Source organism: Desulfuribacillus stibiiarsenatis (assembly GCF_001742305.1).
GTDB lineage: Bacteria > Bacillota > Bacilli > Desulfuribacillales > Desulfuribacillaceae > Desulfuribacillus_A > Desulfuribacillus_A stibiiarsenatis.
In genome coordinates, this window is the sequence record NZ_MJAT01000037.1 from 45068 (window position 1) to 62441 (window position 17374).

The following is a 17374-nucleotide window of genomic DNA, read 5'->3' on the forward strand; positions in this document are numbered from 1 at the left end:
GTAAAGGTGGAGATAAGGTAATATGTTTCAACAATTGCGCCAAATTCCTGTAATGAATGAGCTTTCAGATATTACATTAGAGGAAATTATGAATAATATAATTATAAAAGACTATCGTGCAGACGAGATGATTTATGTAGAAGGTGAACCATCTCAGTATGTATTTTTAGTTGTGAGTGGAAGGATTAAAATCACGAAAGTAAGTTCCACTGGCAGAGAGAAAATCCTGCATATTATCCGTGAAAATGAGATGTTTGGTGAACAAGCGATTTTTGAAGATGGAATGAATCCCGCTTCCGCGAAAACAATCGAAAAATCGGTGATATTCCTGATCCGCTTAGAGACAGTGAAAAAGCTGATGATAGAAGATAATCGGTTCTCAAAAATGTTATTACAGGTTATGAACTTGAAATTAAAACAAGCATATAGACAGATCATTAATTTGTCATTTAAAGACACGTATAGTAGATTAGCTAGTCGTATATTTAAGCTTTCAAGGGACCATGGAGTTCGCCATGAATACGGACTTTTTATTAAAGCGAAGCTAACACAACAAGAGTTAGCAGATTATGTGGGTACTTCACGGGAAACAATCAGTAGAATTCTATCGGATTTAGTTCAAAAGGAAATTCTGCATGTCGATCGCCATAAGATTTATGTGAAAGACGTGGATGCATTAAAAGAACTAGCGCTTGGAAGTGTGTAGCATAGTATAAAATTGGATAAGCCTTCACTGCATATAGGGCAGACCATACGGTCAAAATACCTATAGCTAAGCAGTGGAGGTTTTTTTATGGAGGAGCTTATAACAAGTTTATCGAGAACTTTGTTTATCTATTTCTTCATATTAGTTGTTATGAGGGTTATGGGGAAAAGAGAACTTGCTAAGTTGTCAATTTTTGACTTAGTGGTCTTTATCATGATTGCTGAACTAGCTGCAGTAGCAATCGAAGACGTGAGTAAACCTTTATTACAAATGCTAAGTCCGATTATTCTTGTAATGGCTTTACAAATTGTAATTTCCTATGTAAGTCTCAAACAGATTAGTTTCAGAAATATGATTGAAGGTAAGCCTGTCATGATTATAGAGAATGGTAAGATCAACGATAAGGAAATGCAGAAACAACGATATGATATTAATGATTTACTCTTGCAATTACATGAGCAAAAAGTGAAAAATGTTGGAGATGTTGAATTTGCAATATTAGAAACATCAGGAAAACTTACGGTTTTTACCAAAGAATCGAATTCAAAACAAAGTGACAACAGTAATGGTAAAAACAATAATTCCAAGAAGCAAGAAGATGCTAAAGAAGCCCAAGAGGATAAATATATACAAGCAATAGAGATTGGTGATTATGTGCAAGACCAAAAATTCCAAACCTCTCTTCAGACAGACATTCGTTTTCTAGGTTTGCCTTTGACTTTAATATCTGACACTAGGGTGCAGGACGATAATTTAGAGAAAATACAACAGACACGGTTTTGGTTAAAGAATATGATTCAAGAAGCAGGTTTTAAAGAATTTAAGGATATTTATTACATGAGCATTGATGAAGATGGTAAAATTTACATAGATGCCCGCGAATATGATACTTAAAATTCTAAGGATATTATTATTTGCGGTTAATGATTTTAAAGCGTATAAGGTCTTCCGTGGATAATAATTTCATTCCTAATAAAAATAGGATATAAACGACGAGTGAGCAGAAGCTTACAAGAGATACATGTAACCAATCCTTGCTGTTACTGAATAAGTGATTTCCGATAACAGTTGAAAGAATTAATACGACAGTAATAAAACAGAATTTTAAAATATCAGAAATAGGATACTGAACCTTAATATATTTTAACGTACTACGTAAATGTAATAATGTTACAGAAACGAAACTAATCCCGATGGCAATAACGGCTCCTATAATACCTAAAGATGGTTGCGTTGCAAGAAAATATACAGCGGCAAGTTTAATGATAGCTCCAAATAAACTGTTATACATCGTTTCGTTTGCTTTTCCTAGTCCTTGAAGAATTCCTGCTAACGGTGATTGTAAATATAAGAAGATCCCCAGTGGTGCTAATATCTGTAATGCCGTTTTTATTTCAGGCTGATTATATAGAACTTTCCCTAATAGTTCTGCTTGTGTGAATAATATTACGGAAAAATATACACTGATAATTAAACTGAAGTGGATGGATTGTCGTACACGAGTAGTGATAGACTTGCTTTGTTCTAATGCATTGGCCTCAGAAATAGAAGGAATTAGTGTGACTGACAATGAGTAAGTGAACACCGTAGGAAATAATAATAGTGGAATCACCATCCCCGCTAATTGTCCATAATACGCCGTAGCTGCATAGGTTGCAACGCCAGCAATGGCAAGACTTTTAGCAATTACTATCGGCTCGAGTGCATACGTCAATGAGCCGATTGCGCGGCTAAACGTGATGGGTATAGCAGTTTGGGCGATGCTGTATAATACTTGACGGCGCGATTGTTTCTTTACTTTTTGTACGATAGGAGTGTCAAAGGGACGATTTCGAAAGCGAAGATAATACGCGAATAATATAATTAACCCCATCAACTCGCCACAAACCATTCCAACCATTGCTCCTGCAGTGGCATACTCTACACCTTTTGGAAGCCATAAATTAGCAAAGTAGATTACGGCAGATATTCTTAGAATCTGTTCGAAAATTTGCGATACTGCCGTTGGATTCATATTTTGTAAGCCCTGGAAGTAACCACGCAATATAGCGGATAATGCGGCAATTGTAATAATCGGAGACATAGCAACTAATGCATAATAGGATCGTTCATCTTGTAGGAACGTAGTAGAAATCATAGGTGCATAATATATTAATAGCACTGTAAATATTGCACTAAGGACTGTGACGATTAAGAAAGATAAATATAGGATTCTGCGCACTCTACGACGTGTATTCTCCACAACAGCTTCTGCAACTAACTTGGAGATTGCAACAGGTAAGCCAGCAGTTACAATTGTAATAATCAGTATAAGGATGGGGAAGGCCATCTGAAACAAGCCCATACCTTCCGCACCTATAATCCTTGATAAAAAGATTCTATACACAAAGCCCAATACTCTAGAAATTAAGCTAGCAGCAATCAATATTAATGTACCTTTTATAAAGGTTTGTTTCATAAGAAACCTCATCCTCTTCGACAGTTTGTACATTTTATTCGATAACTTAATCTTCTATGCTAGATTGTTTACGGACGGAATCGTGTGTGCTATACTGTTTATGTTACATAGCCAATAGGAGGGGAATTTATGAAACACATCAAGATATTAAGTAGGAATACATTACAAGATTCAATTCATACAGGTGCTTGTGGCGAATGCCAGACTTCATGCCAATCCGCATGTAAGACATCAGTAACTATTGGAAATCAAGTGTGCCTACAAAAAGAACAGAAATAATAAAGGACCCAATGGCTGGGTCTCTTTTTTCGTAATTCAGAGGAATCAATTTGGAGGGTTTATGGATAATTCAATACATCAATTTCGTGTGAAAGATAAATTCCTGGTTTTTGATATAGCAAGCAATACATTATTAGAGTTTGACGCATTAAGCTATCGAGTATTAGAGTTGTTCCGATGCGGGCATGATATAGATTCAATTATACAAACGATGAAAACAGAAGGTTTTACAGAGTCTTCTGAAGAAATATCGGATACCTATCAAGATATACTAACATTGAAAAGTGACAAAGTTATTTTTACTAAAGAAGTCGTGCCAAGCCACTCGCTATTCGGGAATGACACGATTATTAAAGCTATGTGTCTGCATATTGCACATGACTGTAATTTGCGCTGTAAATATTGCTTTGCTGCTAGTGGACATTTTGGCGGCAATCGAACAATGATTGATGTGGAAACAGGGAAAGCAGCCATCGATTTTTTAATTGAGCACTCGAAAGGGCGTCAACATATCGAAATCGACTTTTTTGGTGGAGAACCTCTGATGAATATGGAGGTAGTAAAAGAGCTTGTCGATTACGCTAAACAGCAAGAGAAACAACATCATAAGATTTTCAAACTTACATTAACGACGAATGGACTCCTGTTGAACGAAGAGATACGTGATTATTTAAATGAGCAAGGAATTAGTTTAGTTCTGAGTCTTGATGGTCGCAAGGAAATAAACGATAAAATGAGACATACATTGGATGGAGAAAGCTGTTACGATGTCATTGTCCCAAATTTGAAAGAGACTGTAAAAGGCAGAAATCACGATAATTACTATCTACGAGGTACCTATACCAGCGAGAACTTAGATTTTGCGGCAGATGTATTACACATGAGGGATTTAGGCTTTGAATATATATCTGTTGAGCCAGTTGTTGCACCTGAGAACTTGAGCTATGCATTAACGGAAGAACATGTCGATACAATTCGCAACGAATATCGAAAGCTTGCGGATGAATATATTGCTTCTAAAGGAACAAATCGAGAGTTCTCTTTCTTTCACTTCGATGTAGATTTAGAAAATGGACCATGTGTCGCTAAGAGACTTTCAGGTTGTGGTGCAGGTCATCATTATGTGGCAGTTACCCCTGAGGGAGATATATATCCTTGCCATCAATTTGTTGGTAGACAAGAGTTTTTACTTGGAAACGTAACCGAAGGCATTACGCAACATCAGTTAATTGAGCAATTTAAGAACAACAATGTATACACGAAAGTAAAGTGTAGAGAATGCTGGGCACGCTATATGTGTGCTGGTGGTTGCCATGCAAATGCCTATGCGTTTAATCAAGATTTATTAGAACCTTATGAAACAACTTGTGCGATTACGAAAGACCGCTTAGAAACAGCTTTATATATTAAAGCACTAGAATTAGCTGAAGAGTAATCTACATTAGAATATAGAAAGTAAGGTGATAAATTGAAAGATTACATTTTACTAATCGTTGATATGTTATCATCATTACCTAACGAATTGATAGTAGTTATCATCGCGGCATTACCAATTATTGAGTTGCGAGGGGCTATTCCAGTGGGGGTAGAACTTGGCTTGCCGATTTTTCAGGCATGGTATTTAAGTATTCTTGGGAATTTACTGCCAATTCTCCCTATCCTTTATTTCTTTCAGCCATTATCGAATTATCTTATGCGATATCGAATCTACCAGAAATTCTATGATTGGTTATACAATCGTACGATGAGAAAAAGTGATAAGGTTCAGCAATGGGGAGCGTTGGGATTAGTACTTTTTACAGCAGTACCATTACCGACAACAGGGGCTTGGACCGCCTGTTTTGCAGCAATACTTTTCCGTATTCCCGTACGTTTATCTTTCTCTGCCATAAGTCTTGGTGTAGTACTTGCAGGGTTTATCGTAGCGTTTTTGAGTAATATGCTTCTAGGTTGAAGGACTATTTTTTCTGTTGTGGAATTATAGGGGAAGTAGCTATACGATAAGGTACAATGGAGATATGACAGATAACGATGAGACATAACGAAGAAATATATCCTGTTAACTGGGAGGATTACGATGCAGAAGCATGATGTAAACGAGTTTGAAATGGACACTACTTTGCGCCAACAATTAGAACAAACAGAAGAAACACCTCTAAAAGAAACAGAAGTAGATATTAAAATCATAGATAAAATTGCTGACGAAGAAATAGTAGAAGAAAATAAAGAAGAAGTTGAGGACGAAGAAGTAATAGAAGAAACAAAAGATGAAATTGCAGACGGAGAAGTAACAGAAGAAACAAAAGATGAAGTTGCAGACGAAGAAATAAAAGAAGAAGTTGCTATGGAAGAAACAGTGGAAATAGAAGAGGATGTTCTGAGTCCAGAGGAAAGAGACAGAATTAAGAAGGCTTTGGAAGATATGTGTAAAATGAAGTCGGAGGAATTTCTTTTATTGGGGATTCAGACAACACCAGAACAGATATGGTCATGTGTTTCTCATCAGTATAAGAAGGAATATCCGGAATTACACCAAATCGTAAACGACATCCTATCTTTGAAGACATCAAAATTCATGAACTGGTTAATCATCCAGAACCAACGTGGACTTTTATAGCCCTTAGGGCTTTTTTGTTTTTGTTTGACTTTTTATTTTTATTATCAGTATAATAGTTTTATTGCTTTTTACCTGAAGAAGGTATCATTTGATTGATTATAGAAATCCTTAGAGGAGGACATAGCAACATGGTGAAATGGAACAAGCTCATACTCTTTGTCCTAGTAACAGTATTGATTTTTGGTATTACATTGTTCAACGGTGTAGAAAAAGCCAAGGAGATTACACTAGGTCTAGATTTGCAGGGTGGATTTGAAATTCTTTATCAAGCAGTAGCAACGACAGATACAGAGTTAACGAATGAAAATTTACAAAACACTGTAGCAGCCATTGATGAGCGTATTAATCGCCTAGGTGTTGCAGAGCCAAGTATAGATATTGAAGCGAATCATAGAATTCGTGTGCAATTGGCAGGGATTGAGAATCAAGATGAAGCAAGAGCAATTATTGGTACTACTGCGAAATTAGAATTTGTTACGGAAGATGGACAAGTTGTGATGACTGGTCATGATTTACGTAGTAATGCGAAATACGTACCAGATGAAATTAATCGTCCAACAGTATCCATCTCTTTTAAAGAACCAAGTTTGTTCGCAGAAGTTACAAGGGTAAATAAAGGCAAAGTCATTGCTATTATGTTAGATGGTGATGTCATTAGTGCACCTGTAGTAAACGACGTAATTATTAATGGAGATGCAGTAATCACTGGCATGGAGTCGATTGCAGAGGCAAATCGTTTAGCATTATTGTTAAACTCGGGAGCACTGCCTTTAGAATTACAAGAAATTAATTCGACTAGCGTCGGTGCTACGCTAGGGCAGATTGCATTAGAGAAGGGTGTTTATGCAGTAATGATAGGTGCAATTATAATTGTGCTCTACATGATGCTGTACTATAGAGTGCCAGGTGTTGTAGCTGTTATTTCTTTAGTGGCTTATATTTATCTAATTATCAATCTGTTTGTGATTATGGAATTCACTTTAACATTACCTGGGATAGCAGCGATTATCCTTGGTATTGGTATGGCAGTAGACGCGAACATCATTACCTATGAACGTGTTAAGGAAGAGATACGGAATGGTAAGACAATATTGTCATCTGTGTTAACAGGTTCGAAGAAGTCACTTTCTACAATCTTAGATGCGAATATTACTACTATTTTAGCAGCTGCTATATTATTTATATTCGGAACGGGGCCGATTAAAGGTTTCGCTTTAACACTGATTGTAAGTATTGTTGTAAGCTTACTTACAGCCGTATTGTTATCTCGTTGGCTATTAGTGTTACTTGCTCAAAGCAATTTCTTTAAAAAGACAGAGTTATTTGGCGCGAAGGGAGGCGAATTGAAATAATGAAGTGGAATTATGACCTCGTTTCTCATCGTAAGTTATATTTTATTATTTCTCTTGTCATTGTTCTGATTGGTGTCGGCTCTTTGCTTGTCCAAGGCTTAAACCTAGGGGTGGATTTTGTAAGCGGTTCGCGTATTACTGCTCATCTTGGAGAACCATTCGACGGTCAAGAAGTTCAGGAAATTTATACGGAGTTAGGCCTTACACCAAGTGTGATTCGATCAGCTGGAGACGATAATGACATTGCTATCGCGCGATTTGACACGACTTTAGATAACGAATTGTTACCACAAATAAAAGCGGCATTTCAGCAACAGTTCCCAAATTTCCAAGGAATTGAAGAGAGTAGTGTATCGCCTCAAGTTGGTAAGGAATTAGCGCAAAAAGCAATCTATTCTGTACTAATTGCATCCATCTTTATTATAATTTATGTGGCATTCCGATTTGAATATCGTTTTGCGATTGCAGGAATTATAGCGTTATTACATGATGCCTTTGTGGTTATCACAATCTTTTCTTTATTCCAATTGGAAGTGAATCTTCCATTTATTGCTGCAGTCTTAACAATCATCGGTTATTCAATCAATGATACGATTGTAGTCTTTGACCGTATAAGAGAAAATCTAAAGTATGCAAAAATCAAACAACCTAGCGATTTAGCTCAAGTAGCAAACGATAGTTTAATGCAAACCATGACTCGTTCCATTAATACGGTAGTAACTGTATTGTTTGGTGCCATTGCACTTGTAATTTTTGGTGGAGAAAGCTTGCGTTACTTCTCAATTGCTTTGACAATTGGATTAGTCGCTGGTGCTTATTCATCGATCTTTTTAGCAACTCAGATTTGGCTTTCTTGGAAGATTAGAGACTTTCATAAAATTAAAGAAAATCAAGCAAATTAACCGCGATTCTGCGGTTTTTTTCTTTTCAAAATATTGTAATATCATTATAATATCTCTATATGATTACAAAGGGGCGCGTACGGTATGCAATGGAATATTATTTTGTTTTTGGCTTTTGCGTTAGTGATAGCTGCGTTTGCGGTTGTCAATATGGATACGGTCACAATTAATTATCTTTTCGGGGACACGACAGTTCCTTTAATTTTAATTATTATAGGTTCAGCACTGGCAGGCTCATTGATGATTGCTTCCTTTAATATCATGACTCAAATGTCCAACTATCGTAAAATTAAAGAGTTAAAAGAAAGAATTATGTTTTTAGAGTCAGAACTAGCAGATTATAAACAAGAAAAAGAGCAGCAAGACATAACGCATTTCTCTTTTGATGATAATGTAATAATAGATGAAAAGAATTAGCAAGAAGAGAATCAACAATAACCGAATCAACATGAACGTATCAACATGAATCGAATCAGCAAGAACCTTAATAAGAGCCCTGAGGCTCTTTATTAATTTAGTGATTACACTTATAATGGAAAGGTTGAAAGGTAGTGGTTTAATGTTAAGGAGTAAGAAACGTTGGATACTTCCAGATGCTTATTTCCAATCTGGGAGTTTCGTTGAATATATAATGAAGAACAGAGGATTTTCGATAGAAAAACTGCAAAAATTTTTATCACGAGATGAGTCGCAGCTTTTTTCACCTTTTACTATGAAAGGGATGAAAAAGGCTGTTTCACGGATTGTAACGGCGATTGAAAATGAAGAAAGAGTTTTAATATATGGCGATTATGACGCTGATGGGGTGACGGCAACGAGTATACTATTGCTGACCCTGCGCTCTATGAAAGCGTTAGTAGAATTCTATATACCGAATCGATTTTCAGAAGGGTACGGACTGCATGCAGAGGCGATTGAACAAGCTCATAATCGAGGCGTACGTTTAATCATAACGGTTGATACAGGAATATCCGCTATAAAAGAAGTAGAGTTAGCAAATGATTATGGTATCGACGTCATTATAACGGATCATCATGAACCAGGAATAGAAATACCGAATGCATATGCAATCTTGAATCATAAATATGCCCTGTGTGAGTATCCTGAACAGTACCTAGCAGGGGTCGGTGTAGCTGTAAAACTAGCTTCAGCTTTGTTGTTCAGGCTACCATACGAATACCTTGATATTGCTGCCTTAGGCACTGTGGCCGATTTAGTACCACTTTTGGGTGAGAATCGAATCATCGTATCCAAGGGACTAGAGAAGATAAATAGTGATCCGTGTATAGGAATAAGCGCTTTAATCGAAATAGCCGGACTAAAGGATAAACCGATATCCACAGGTCATCTGGGATTTCAATTAGGCCCAAGGATTAACGCAGGCGGTAGATTGGATACAGCAGAAATTGCAGTTAAACTATTAACTACTACGGATCCACTGGAAGCTCAGACACTTGCGAAGACGCTAGATGAGATTAATGTTAGAAGACAAGAACTAGTGGAGCAAACGTATCAACAGGCAGAAGAAGTACTGCTTCAAGGAGATTATTTAAATAACAATCAAGTTATTGTATTAGCAGATGAAAGATGGAACCATGGAGTCATAGGGATTGTGGCATCTCGATTGCTAGAAAGATATTATCGACCAGTATTACTGATTGCGTTAGAGGACGAAATTGGGAAAGGCTCGGCTCGTAGTATAGAGAACTACCATATGTTTGAGGTATTACAGGAATGTCAGCATCTCCTTTTAAAATATGGTGGGCACGCTATGGCAGCTGGTTTTTCGATTCAAAAGACCCAAATTGCTCATTTGCAAGATGCTTGTAATGAGCTTGCGAATCAGCGTTTAAAACGGGAAGATTATATACAAACATCGTCAATTGATATTCTATTAAATATCCCGGAAGTTGCCAAACGGCAGGACGAGATACCTTCTATTGAAAACTTAGCGCCATTTGGCATTGGTCATTCGCAACCGAAATGTATGATAAGCGGAGCAATTCTGCAGCAAATTCAGTGGCTAGGAAAAGATAAACAACATGTAAAAATTACAGTGGGTAATCAACGAGAGAAGTTAGACGCTATTGGATTCCACTGGAGAAATCGAGTGGACGATTTTATCAATCATTGTTTGTCGATGCAAATCCGTTTCGAGTTAATCGGGGAACTTACCATCAATGAGTGGAATGGCAATCGCAATACACAGCTCGTACTTCACGATTGTTCTGTTTCTCCGATACAGTTTTTACGTGATAAAGAACATATTGATCAATTGAAAGGTTTTTTGGAGAAGTATGATTTCCGTGTAGAAGTTATTTCGATAGAAGATATTGAGTTAGAACAGCTAGCTAACACTTGTTCCAAGATATATAATGAACATACGTATGCTCATCCGCTTATATATGATACAGTATATCTTGTTATAAGTAATTCTAGTGGGAAAACAAATGAATTACTAGCACAGTATTACGAGGTTCCGGAGCGGGAGCAATTTGCTATTGTCTACAAGGTTATTAAACAAAATAAAGGAACAATACTGTATGAAACACTTCGTCAGCAGCTTGAGGAGGTTGGGATCTCTGAGAGAAGCTGTAGAACTATATTGCATGTGTTTCAAGAACTATCATTTATCTCAATCAATCATGAACAAATAGAAATTATAGAAAGTCCTGAAAAACGGAACTTAGAAGAATCGAAATTTTACTCAGATTTACTATTGAATTATCAAATATATCTTAAACATATCTACCACTAGAAAATTAAGCTCGCACAATAGGAGGCGCTCATATGGATCTAAAAGAATGTATTCGACTGATTCCAAACTACCCAAAGGAAGGTATCCTTTTTAAGGACATTACCCCATTGTTGAAAAATAGTGATGCGTTACAGTATACAATAAAACAAATGGTGAAATTCTGTGAAAATAAACAGCCAGATATCGTTGTCGGACCAGAATCAAGAGGGTTTATTTTTGGAACACCATTAGCGTACGAATTAGGTGCAGGTTTTGTACCAGTAAGAAAGCCAGGGAAGCTACCAGCTGAAGTGGAAAGAGTAGAGTATGAGTTAGAATACGGGACAGATGCCCTAGAAATCCATAAAGACTCGATTATGCCAGGGCAAAAAGTAGTCATCTGCGACGATTTATTAGCAACTGGAGGGACTGTACAATCAGCGATTCAACTAATTGAAAAGCTTGGTGGTGAAGTCGTCGGTATTTGCTTCTTAATTGAATTGACATTTCTAAATGGTGCGGATAAATTAAAAGGATATGATGTCCAAAGTTTAATCAAATACTAGTTGAAAATCCTTTAGATGGGTGCGTACCAAAATGAACATACAAGCATTACTAGTAAAAATTAAAGATTACCCTCAACAGGATATTGAGCGCATAACGTCCGCATATGAAGAAGCGGCTAGAGCTCATGAAGGTCAGAAACGTATTTCTGGCGAGGATTATATTATCCACCCATTATCAGTCGCGATCATTACTGCAGAATTAAAGCTCGATGCAGTAACAATTATGGCGGCTCTTTTGCATGACGTTGTAGAAGACACACCAGTCACAACCGAAGAAATCGAAAAAAAGTTTGGCAAAGATGTGGCCATGTTAGTCGATGGTGTCACGAAACTCTCGAAGATCAAATATCAGACAAAAGAAGAGCAGCAAGCCGAAAACTTGCGCAAAATGTTTATGGCAATGGCTAAAGATATTCGCGTGTTATTAATTAAATTAGCAGACCGCTTAAATAATATACGTACATTAAAACCACTTCCTCCAGAAAAGCAAAAGAGAATTGCACAAGAGACATTAGAGATTTTCGCTCCTCTTGCTCATCGTCTAGGGATATCTACTGTTAAATGGGAATTGGAAGATATTGCGTTCCGATACATTGAACCGTCACAATATTATCGTATAGTCAATTTAATGACACAGAAGCGTAGAGACCGTGAACAATTTATCGATCAGATTAATCTGGAATTAAGAACACGATTAGACCAAATGGAAATATCAGCAGATATCTCTGGAAGACCGAAACACATCTATAGTATTCATCGGAAAATGGTATCGCAGAATAAGCGATTTGATGAGATATATGACCTATTAGCAGTTCGTGTTATTGTGGAGAACATTAAAGATTGCTATGCAGTCTTAGGTGTTGTGCATACCATATGGAAACCGATGCCAGGTCGTTTTAAGGATTACATTGCGATGCCAAAGGTTAATATGTATCAGTCGTTGCATACAACTGTCATAGGTCCTCAAGGTAAGCCGTTTGAGATTCAAATTAGAACTTTAGACATGCATCAAACAGCGGAGCTCGGAATTGCTGCGCACTGGGCGTACAAAGAGAATAAGAAAATTCATAATAATAACTATGAACAAAAGCTTGGCTGGTTTAAAGAGATTCTCGATTGGCAACATGATGTAGGAGATGCCAATGAATTTGTTGAAAACATCAAATATGATTTATACGCAGAAGACGTATTCGTATTTACACCGAAAGGCGATGTTTTCGAATTACCAGCTGGATCTGTGCCAATCGACTTTGCTTATAGGGTTCATACGGACGTTGGGAATTCAACGGTAGGGGCAAAAATAAATGGTCGAATTGTCACATTAGACTACCGTTTGAAAACTGGTGACATTATTGAAATCTTAACATCGAAGCAAAGTTTTGGACCAAGCCGAGATTGGTTGAAAATCGCTCAATCCAGTCAAGCAAAAGCGAAAATTAGAAACTGGTTTAAGAAGCAAAAACGTGATGAGAATATTCAAAAAGGTCGAGAAATGCTCGAAAAAGAGCTGCGCAAGTTAAACTTTGAACCTGGAGATTTTCTCGGACATCAGCAATTGCAGGAAATGATCAAGAAGTTTAATTTCTCTCATGAAAGCGATTTATATGCGGCAATTGGTTACAATGGCATTAGTGCGCACCAAATTGCAATGCGATTAACAGAAAAGCAACGTCATGACCAAGCTAGAGATAATCATCTAACGGCTCTTTTAGAAGCGAAACCTGTCTTAAAGCACAAAAAGAAACAGCCTTTAGGTGTAAGGGTAAAGGGAGTAGATAATTTACTTGTTCGTTTTTCTAAATGCTGTAGCCCTGTTCCAGGTGATGATATTGTTGGATATATAACAAAAGGGCGAGGTGTCTCTGTCCATCGCTTAGACTGTCCAAATGTACAGAATGAAGAAAACGCCCAACGTTTAATTCCTGTAGAATGGGAAAGTGATGTAGAGACCTCCTATACAGTTGAACTAGAAATTACTGGGCTAGATCGTCCACTACTTTTAAATGAGGTTATGCAGGCCGTATCAGAAACAAAAACAGACATTAACGCAGCCTCAGGTAAAGGGGACAGAAATAAGCGAGCCATTATATTACTCACAATCTCTATACGTAACGTAGAACATTTACGTACGATTGTAGAGCGTATCAAAAGGGTACGTGATATTTACACAGTACGTAGGGTAATGCAATAAAATGAAAATATGAAAAGAAAAGAATATGAGGTGACTATATGGTTTGGAATATTCGAACACTGCCGATGGGGCCCGTGGAAGCAAATTGTTATGTTATATATGACGAGCAATCAAAGAATGGATTTATCGTAGACCCTGGTAGTCTTGATATTCATGACATATTGGAAATCATCGAGAGTGAACAGCTGCAAATCCAATATATCCTATTAACACATGGACATTTTGATCATATTTTGGGAATTGATGAATTGCGTAAGGTAATCAATGCGCCAGTGTGTATTCACAAAGATGATCAGATAAAACTCATAAATGCAAAAGAGAACCTCTCTACCTTCATGGGTAGTGGGTATGAATTTAATGCTGCGGAGCGTGTACTAGAAGATCGAGAAATGCTTCCAATCGCGAATATGAATATTGTTGTTTACCATACTCCAGGCCATACGTCAGGAGGAGTATGTTATCACTTGGGAAATTACTTATTTTCTGGAGATACTCTGTTTGCTGGCTCGGTAGGAAGAACTGATTTTCCAGGTGGCTCTATGGATCAACTGATTGATGGAATCCGTAAGCAATTATTAGTTTTACCTGACGATACTGTTGTATATCCAGGTCATAATGAAGATACAACGATAGGTTGGGAAAAAATAAACAATCCGTTTTTAAGATAAAACCATTGATTTAATATTTTATTTATGATACAATTATTTTTGTCGCATTTATATTATAGTGTTGGAGTGTTGGCCGAGTAGGTCGAAGGCGCTCGCCTGCTAAGCGAGTATACGACTACAATCGTATCGAGAGTTCGAATCTCTCACACTCCGCCATGATATTTTTCATACAAGTATTGTAAGTAGTCGCAGTATCTATTGCGAGATAGATATTGAGGAAAGTCCACGCTCGTCTAGGCTGAGACGCTTAGAGTTTGGGTGCCTGGCGAAATCATAAGCCAGGGCAGCATGATATGCTGACGGCGGTGAAATGAACTCACTGAGTTCAAAATAGCCTGAAAGTGCCACAGTGACGAAGTCCTTCTGGCGACAGAAGGAGTGGAACGAGGTAAACCCCACTTGCGAGAAACCTAAATTATGGTAAGGGAGCTATCCAGAGGGAATTCAACTGATGGATGGATTAGATAAAGTCTACCGCGACGTATGATTTATCTAATAGATAGATGGCTACTACTTCTTTTTAAGAAGTACAGAACGTGGCTTACAGCAATACTTGTATACGATGGCTTGGTAGCTCAGTCGGTAGAGCAGTAGACTGAAAATCTACGTGTCGGCGGTTCGATTCCGTCCCAAGCCACCAAATTACATATGCGGATGTGGTGGAATGGCAGACACGCTATCTTGAGGGGGTAGTGCTCTACGAGTGTGCGGGTTCAAATCCCGCCATCCGCACCATTTGGGTCTATAGCTCAGCTGGTTAGAGCGCACGCCTGATAAGCGTGAGGTCGGTGGTTCAAGTCCACTTAGTCCCACCAAAAACAATAAAAGTCTACACTTAGGTGTAGGCTTTTTGCTTTTCATACGTAGAATACTACCATTTAGACATTAATTTACTTATGCTCCTACAAATAAAGTATTATATAAAGTATAGTAAATCAGTAAAAAAACATCCAACAATGTATATAATTTCATAATAATAACTATTGTATATTGTACTGTGCAAAAGTATACTAAAACTATCTAATATAGATAGTTATATAGGTATTTTTAATCATGAGTCTACATTGATAATTATTACTACATCGTAATAAAAGGGAATATATATAGAAAGAAGTGGAGAGTGAAGAAGATGAACTTGTTTAGTAGTATTCGAGGGAAGTTAGGAATCATGGTATTTATTCCAATTATTTTGTTTATTCTTTTTAGTGCACTGTACACGATTCCTAAAAGCAAAGAAGACATGTTTCAAGAAAAGCAATTACAAACTAAGAATATGGTAGAAATTGGAGTTTCATTACTGAACCATTATTATGAAATGCAGACTGCTGGTGAGTTAACAAAGGAAGAAGCTCAAGCAAAGGCAATCGAAGCGATTCGTGCAGTACGTTATGGTGTAGGGCAACAGGATTATTTCTGGATTAATGATTTCCAACCGTATATCATCATGCATCCATTTAGACCTGACTTAGAAGGAACGGATGTGTCGGGTATTAAAGATAAAGAAGGATTATTGTTATTTGTGGAATTTGCGAAAGTAGCGAAAACCCAAGGCGCTGGATACGTTCCGTATTATTGGCAATATTATAGCGACAAAGATAGGGTAGAACCAAAGTTATCGTATGTTTCAACGTTTGAACCTTGGCAATGGGTTATTGGTACAGGTGTATATACGACTGATGTCAATGAAACGGCTGCCGCTCGAAGAAACACTAGTTTGTTATTTGTCATCGCAATCACAATATTTAGTAGTCTTCTGACATTCTTTTATTCGAATAAAGCGTTAATTCAGCCGCTAGAAACAGTTAAGTCACTTGGTACTTTAATGTCTCAAGGAGATTTCACGGCTGAGATACCATCAAAGCTATTAAATCGTAAAGATGAAATCGGTAAATTAGGGCAAGTGTTCTTGCTTATTAAGACTAACTTAACAGAAGTGCTTCTTAAGGTTCAGCAAAGCTCAGAACAAGTGGCCAATGCATCCAATGAACTTTCGGCAAGCGCAGAAGAAACTACACAAGCTACTAATAATATGTCGATTGCTATCCAATCAGTTGCTGATGGGACTGAAAATCAAGTGGTGAGTTCACAAGAAACCTCTAAGGCAATGGAGGAAATGGCGATTGGTGTAGGTCGAGTAGCAGAGACGTCATCAAACATTGCAGATGCTGCTAAGGGTATGCTTGCTCAATCCAATCATGGAAAGTCGTCTGTTTTACAAGCCATTGAAAAAATAGGTGACATTCAAAAAGATTCGCAATCGACTGCTTCAATTATCTCGACATTACACAAAGATTCAGAGAAAATCAGTGATTTTATTAAGATTATTGAAGATATCTCGGGGCAAACGAATCTATTAGCACTGAATGCTGCAATAGAAGCTGCCCGTGCTGGAGAAGCTGGAAGAGGGTTTGCTGTAGTTGCCGATGAAATTCGCAAGCTGGCGGATCAGACTTCTAATTCGACAAAAGAAATCTACAGCTTAGTTGGTACGATTCAAGTAAACACGAATCAAGCAGTATCATCAATTAAGAATAGTGAAACAACAGTCAATCATGGAATTGAAGCGATAGCGAATGTAGAAAAGCTATTTAGCACCATTATGCAATCTGTCCAAAGTATAACGACAGAGATTCAAGATCTTGCCTCTGTAGCTGAGCAGATGTCGGCTGGTTCTGAAGAGGTTAGTGCTTCAACTGCAGAGCTTACTACGATAGCACAAAATTCGGGAGCGAGCATACAAAATATTGCCGCTGTATCGGAAGAACAACTTGCAGCGATGGAAGAAATTTCTAGCTCTGCACAAATGCTTCTAGATATGTCCGAGGATTTAAAAGGCTTAATTTCACGTTTTAAAGTGTAAGGTTAAAGAAAAGGCTATAAATTGTATCCGTAGATACA

General features: G+C 37.4%; 15 protein-coding genes, 4 tRNA genes and 1 other RNA gene. 19 read left to right on the top strand and 1 reads right to left on the bottom strand.

Annotation, left to right across the window (positions count from 1 at the left end):
- The first annotated feature begins 22 nt into the window (after positions 1-22).
- Positions 23-706, top strand: coding sequence for a Crp/Fnr family transcriptional regulator (locus BHU72_RS12630; protein WP_069702993.1), 684 nt, complete (start codon positions 23-25; stop codon positions 704-706).
- An 87-nt stretch (positions 707-793) separates the two neighbouring features.
- The gene (locus BHU72_RS12635) at positions 794-1600 is read left to right on the top strand and encodes a YetF domain-containing protein (protein WP_069702994.1); all 807 of its coding nucleotides are present in this window, start codon (positions 794-796) and stop codon (positions 1598-1600) included.
- Positions 1601-1616: 16 nt separating this feature from the next.
- On the opposite strand, the gene spoVB is transcribed toward BHU72_RS12635, so the two are convergent.
- Positions 1617-3164, bottom strand: a complete 1548-nt coding sequence (spoVB, locus tag BHU72_RS12640) for a stage V sporulation protein B (protein WP_176720482.1) — start codon at positions 3162-3164, stop codon at positions 1617-1619.
- A gap of 129 nt (positions 3165-3293) precedes the next feature.
- On the opposite strand from spoVB, the gene scfA reads away from it, so the two are divergent.
- The 17 genes from scfA to BHU72_RS12720 all read left to right on the top strand — a co-directional run bounded on the left by scfA (position 3294) and on the right by BHU72_RS12720 (position 17336).
- The gene (scfA, locus tag BHU72_RS12645) at positions 3294-3443 is read left to right on the top strand and encodes a six-cysteine ranthipeptide SCIFF (protein WP_069702996.1); all 150 of its coding nucleotides are present in this window, start codon (positions 3294-3296) and stop codon (positions 3441-3443) included.
- A 61-nt stretch (positions 3444-3504) separates the two neighbouring features.
- Positions 3505-4878 (top strand): thioether cross-link-forming SCIFF peptide maturase, encoded by a 1374-nt coding sequence (gene scfB, locus BHU72_RS12650; RefSeq protein WP_069702997.1) that lies wholly within the window; start codon positions 3505-3507, stop codon positions 4876-4878.
- 33 nt (positions 4879-4911) lie between these two features.
- Entirely contained in the window at positions 4912-5397 is a 486-nt protein-coding gene (locus BHU72_RS12655; RefSeq protein WP_245671905.1) for a COG2426 family protein, read from the top strand.
- A gap of 123 nt (positions 5398-5520) precedes the next feature.
- Entirely contained in the window at positions 5521-6060 is a 540-nt protein-coding gene (locus BHU72_RS16190; RefSeq protein ID WP_245671906.1) for a post-transcriptional regulator, read from the top strand.
- Positions 6061-6188: 128 nt separating this feature from the next.
- Positions 6189-7412, top strand: coding sequence for a protein translocase subunit SecD (gene secD / locus BHU72_RS16195; protein ID WP_245671907.1), 1224 nt, complete (start codon positions 6189-6191; stop codon positions 7410-7412).
- Positions 7412-8314, top strand: coding sequence for a protein translocase subunit SecF (gene secF / locus BHU72_RS16200; RefSeq protein WP_245671908.1), 903 nt, complete (start codon positions 7412-7414; stop codon positions 8312-8314). Before secD ends, secF begins: the two co-directional genes overlap by 1 nt.
- 84 nt (positions 8315-8398) lie before the next feature.
- Entirely contained in the window at positions 8399-8731 is a 333-nt protein-coding gene (locus tag BHU72_RS12670; RefSeq protein ID WP_069702998.1) for a LapA family protein, read from the top strand.
- Between the two features lie 115 nt (positions 8732-8846).
- Complete coding sequence (gene recJ, locus BHU72_RS12675; protein WP_083248466.1) at positions 8847-11072, top strand: single-stranded-DNA-specific exonuclease RecJ; 2226 nt, start codon at positions 8847-8849, stop codon at positions 11070-11072.
- Positions 11073-11104: 32 nt separating this feature from the next.
- Positions 11105-11617: an adenine phosphoribosyltransferase gene (locus BHU72_RS12680; RefSeq protein ID WP_069703000.1), complete on the top strand. Its 513-nt coding sequence runs from the start codon at positions 11105-11107 to the stop codon at positions 11615-11617.
- A 31-nt stretch (positions 11618-11648) separates the two neighbouring features.
- The gene (locus BHU72_RS12685) at positions 11649-13808 is read left to right on the top strand and encodes a RelA/SpoT family protein (RefSeq protein WP_069703001.1); all 2160 of its coding nucleotides are present in this window, start codon (positions 11649-11651) and stop codon (positions 13806-13808) included.
- A 38-nt stretch (positions 13809-13846) separates the two neighbouring features.
- Positions 13847-14476 (top strand): MBL fold metallo-hydrolase, encoded by a 630-nt coding sequence (locus BHU72_RS12690; protein WP_069703002.1) that lies wholly within the window; start codon positions 13847-13849, stop codon positions 14474-14476.
- Between the two features lie 63 nt (positions 14477-14539).
- Positions 14540-14632: transfer RNA gene (locus BHU72_RS12695), tRNA-Ser, on the top strand.
- An 18-nt stretch (positions 14633-14650) separates the two neighbouring features.
- An RNA gene (gene rnpB, locus BHU72_RS12700) (RNase P RNA component class B) lies at positions 14651-15025 on the top strand.
- 15 nt (positions 15026-15040) lie between these two features.
- Positions 15041-15116 (top strand) — tRNA-Phe (locus tag BHU72_RS12705).
- A gap of 10 nt (positions 15117-15126) precedes the next feature.
- Positions 15127-15211, top strand: a tRNA-Leu gene (locus BHU72_RS12710).
- A 3-nt stretch (positions 15212-15214) separates the two neighbouring features.
- Positions 15215-15291 (top strand) — tRNA-Ile (locus BHU72_RS12715).
- Between the two features lie 314 nt (positions 15292-15605).
- Positions 15606-17336 (top strand): methyl-accepting chemotaxis protein, encoded by a 1731-nt coding sequence (locus BHU72_RS12720; RefSeq protein WP_069703003.1) that lies wholly within the window; start codon positions 15606-15608, stop codon positions 17334-17336.
- The last annotated feature ends 38 nt before the right edge of the window (positions 17337-17374 follow it).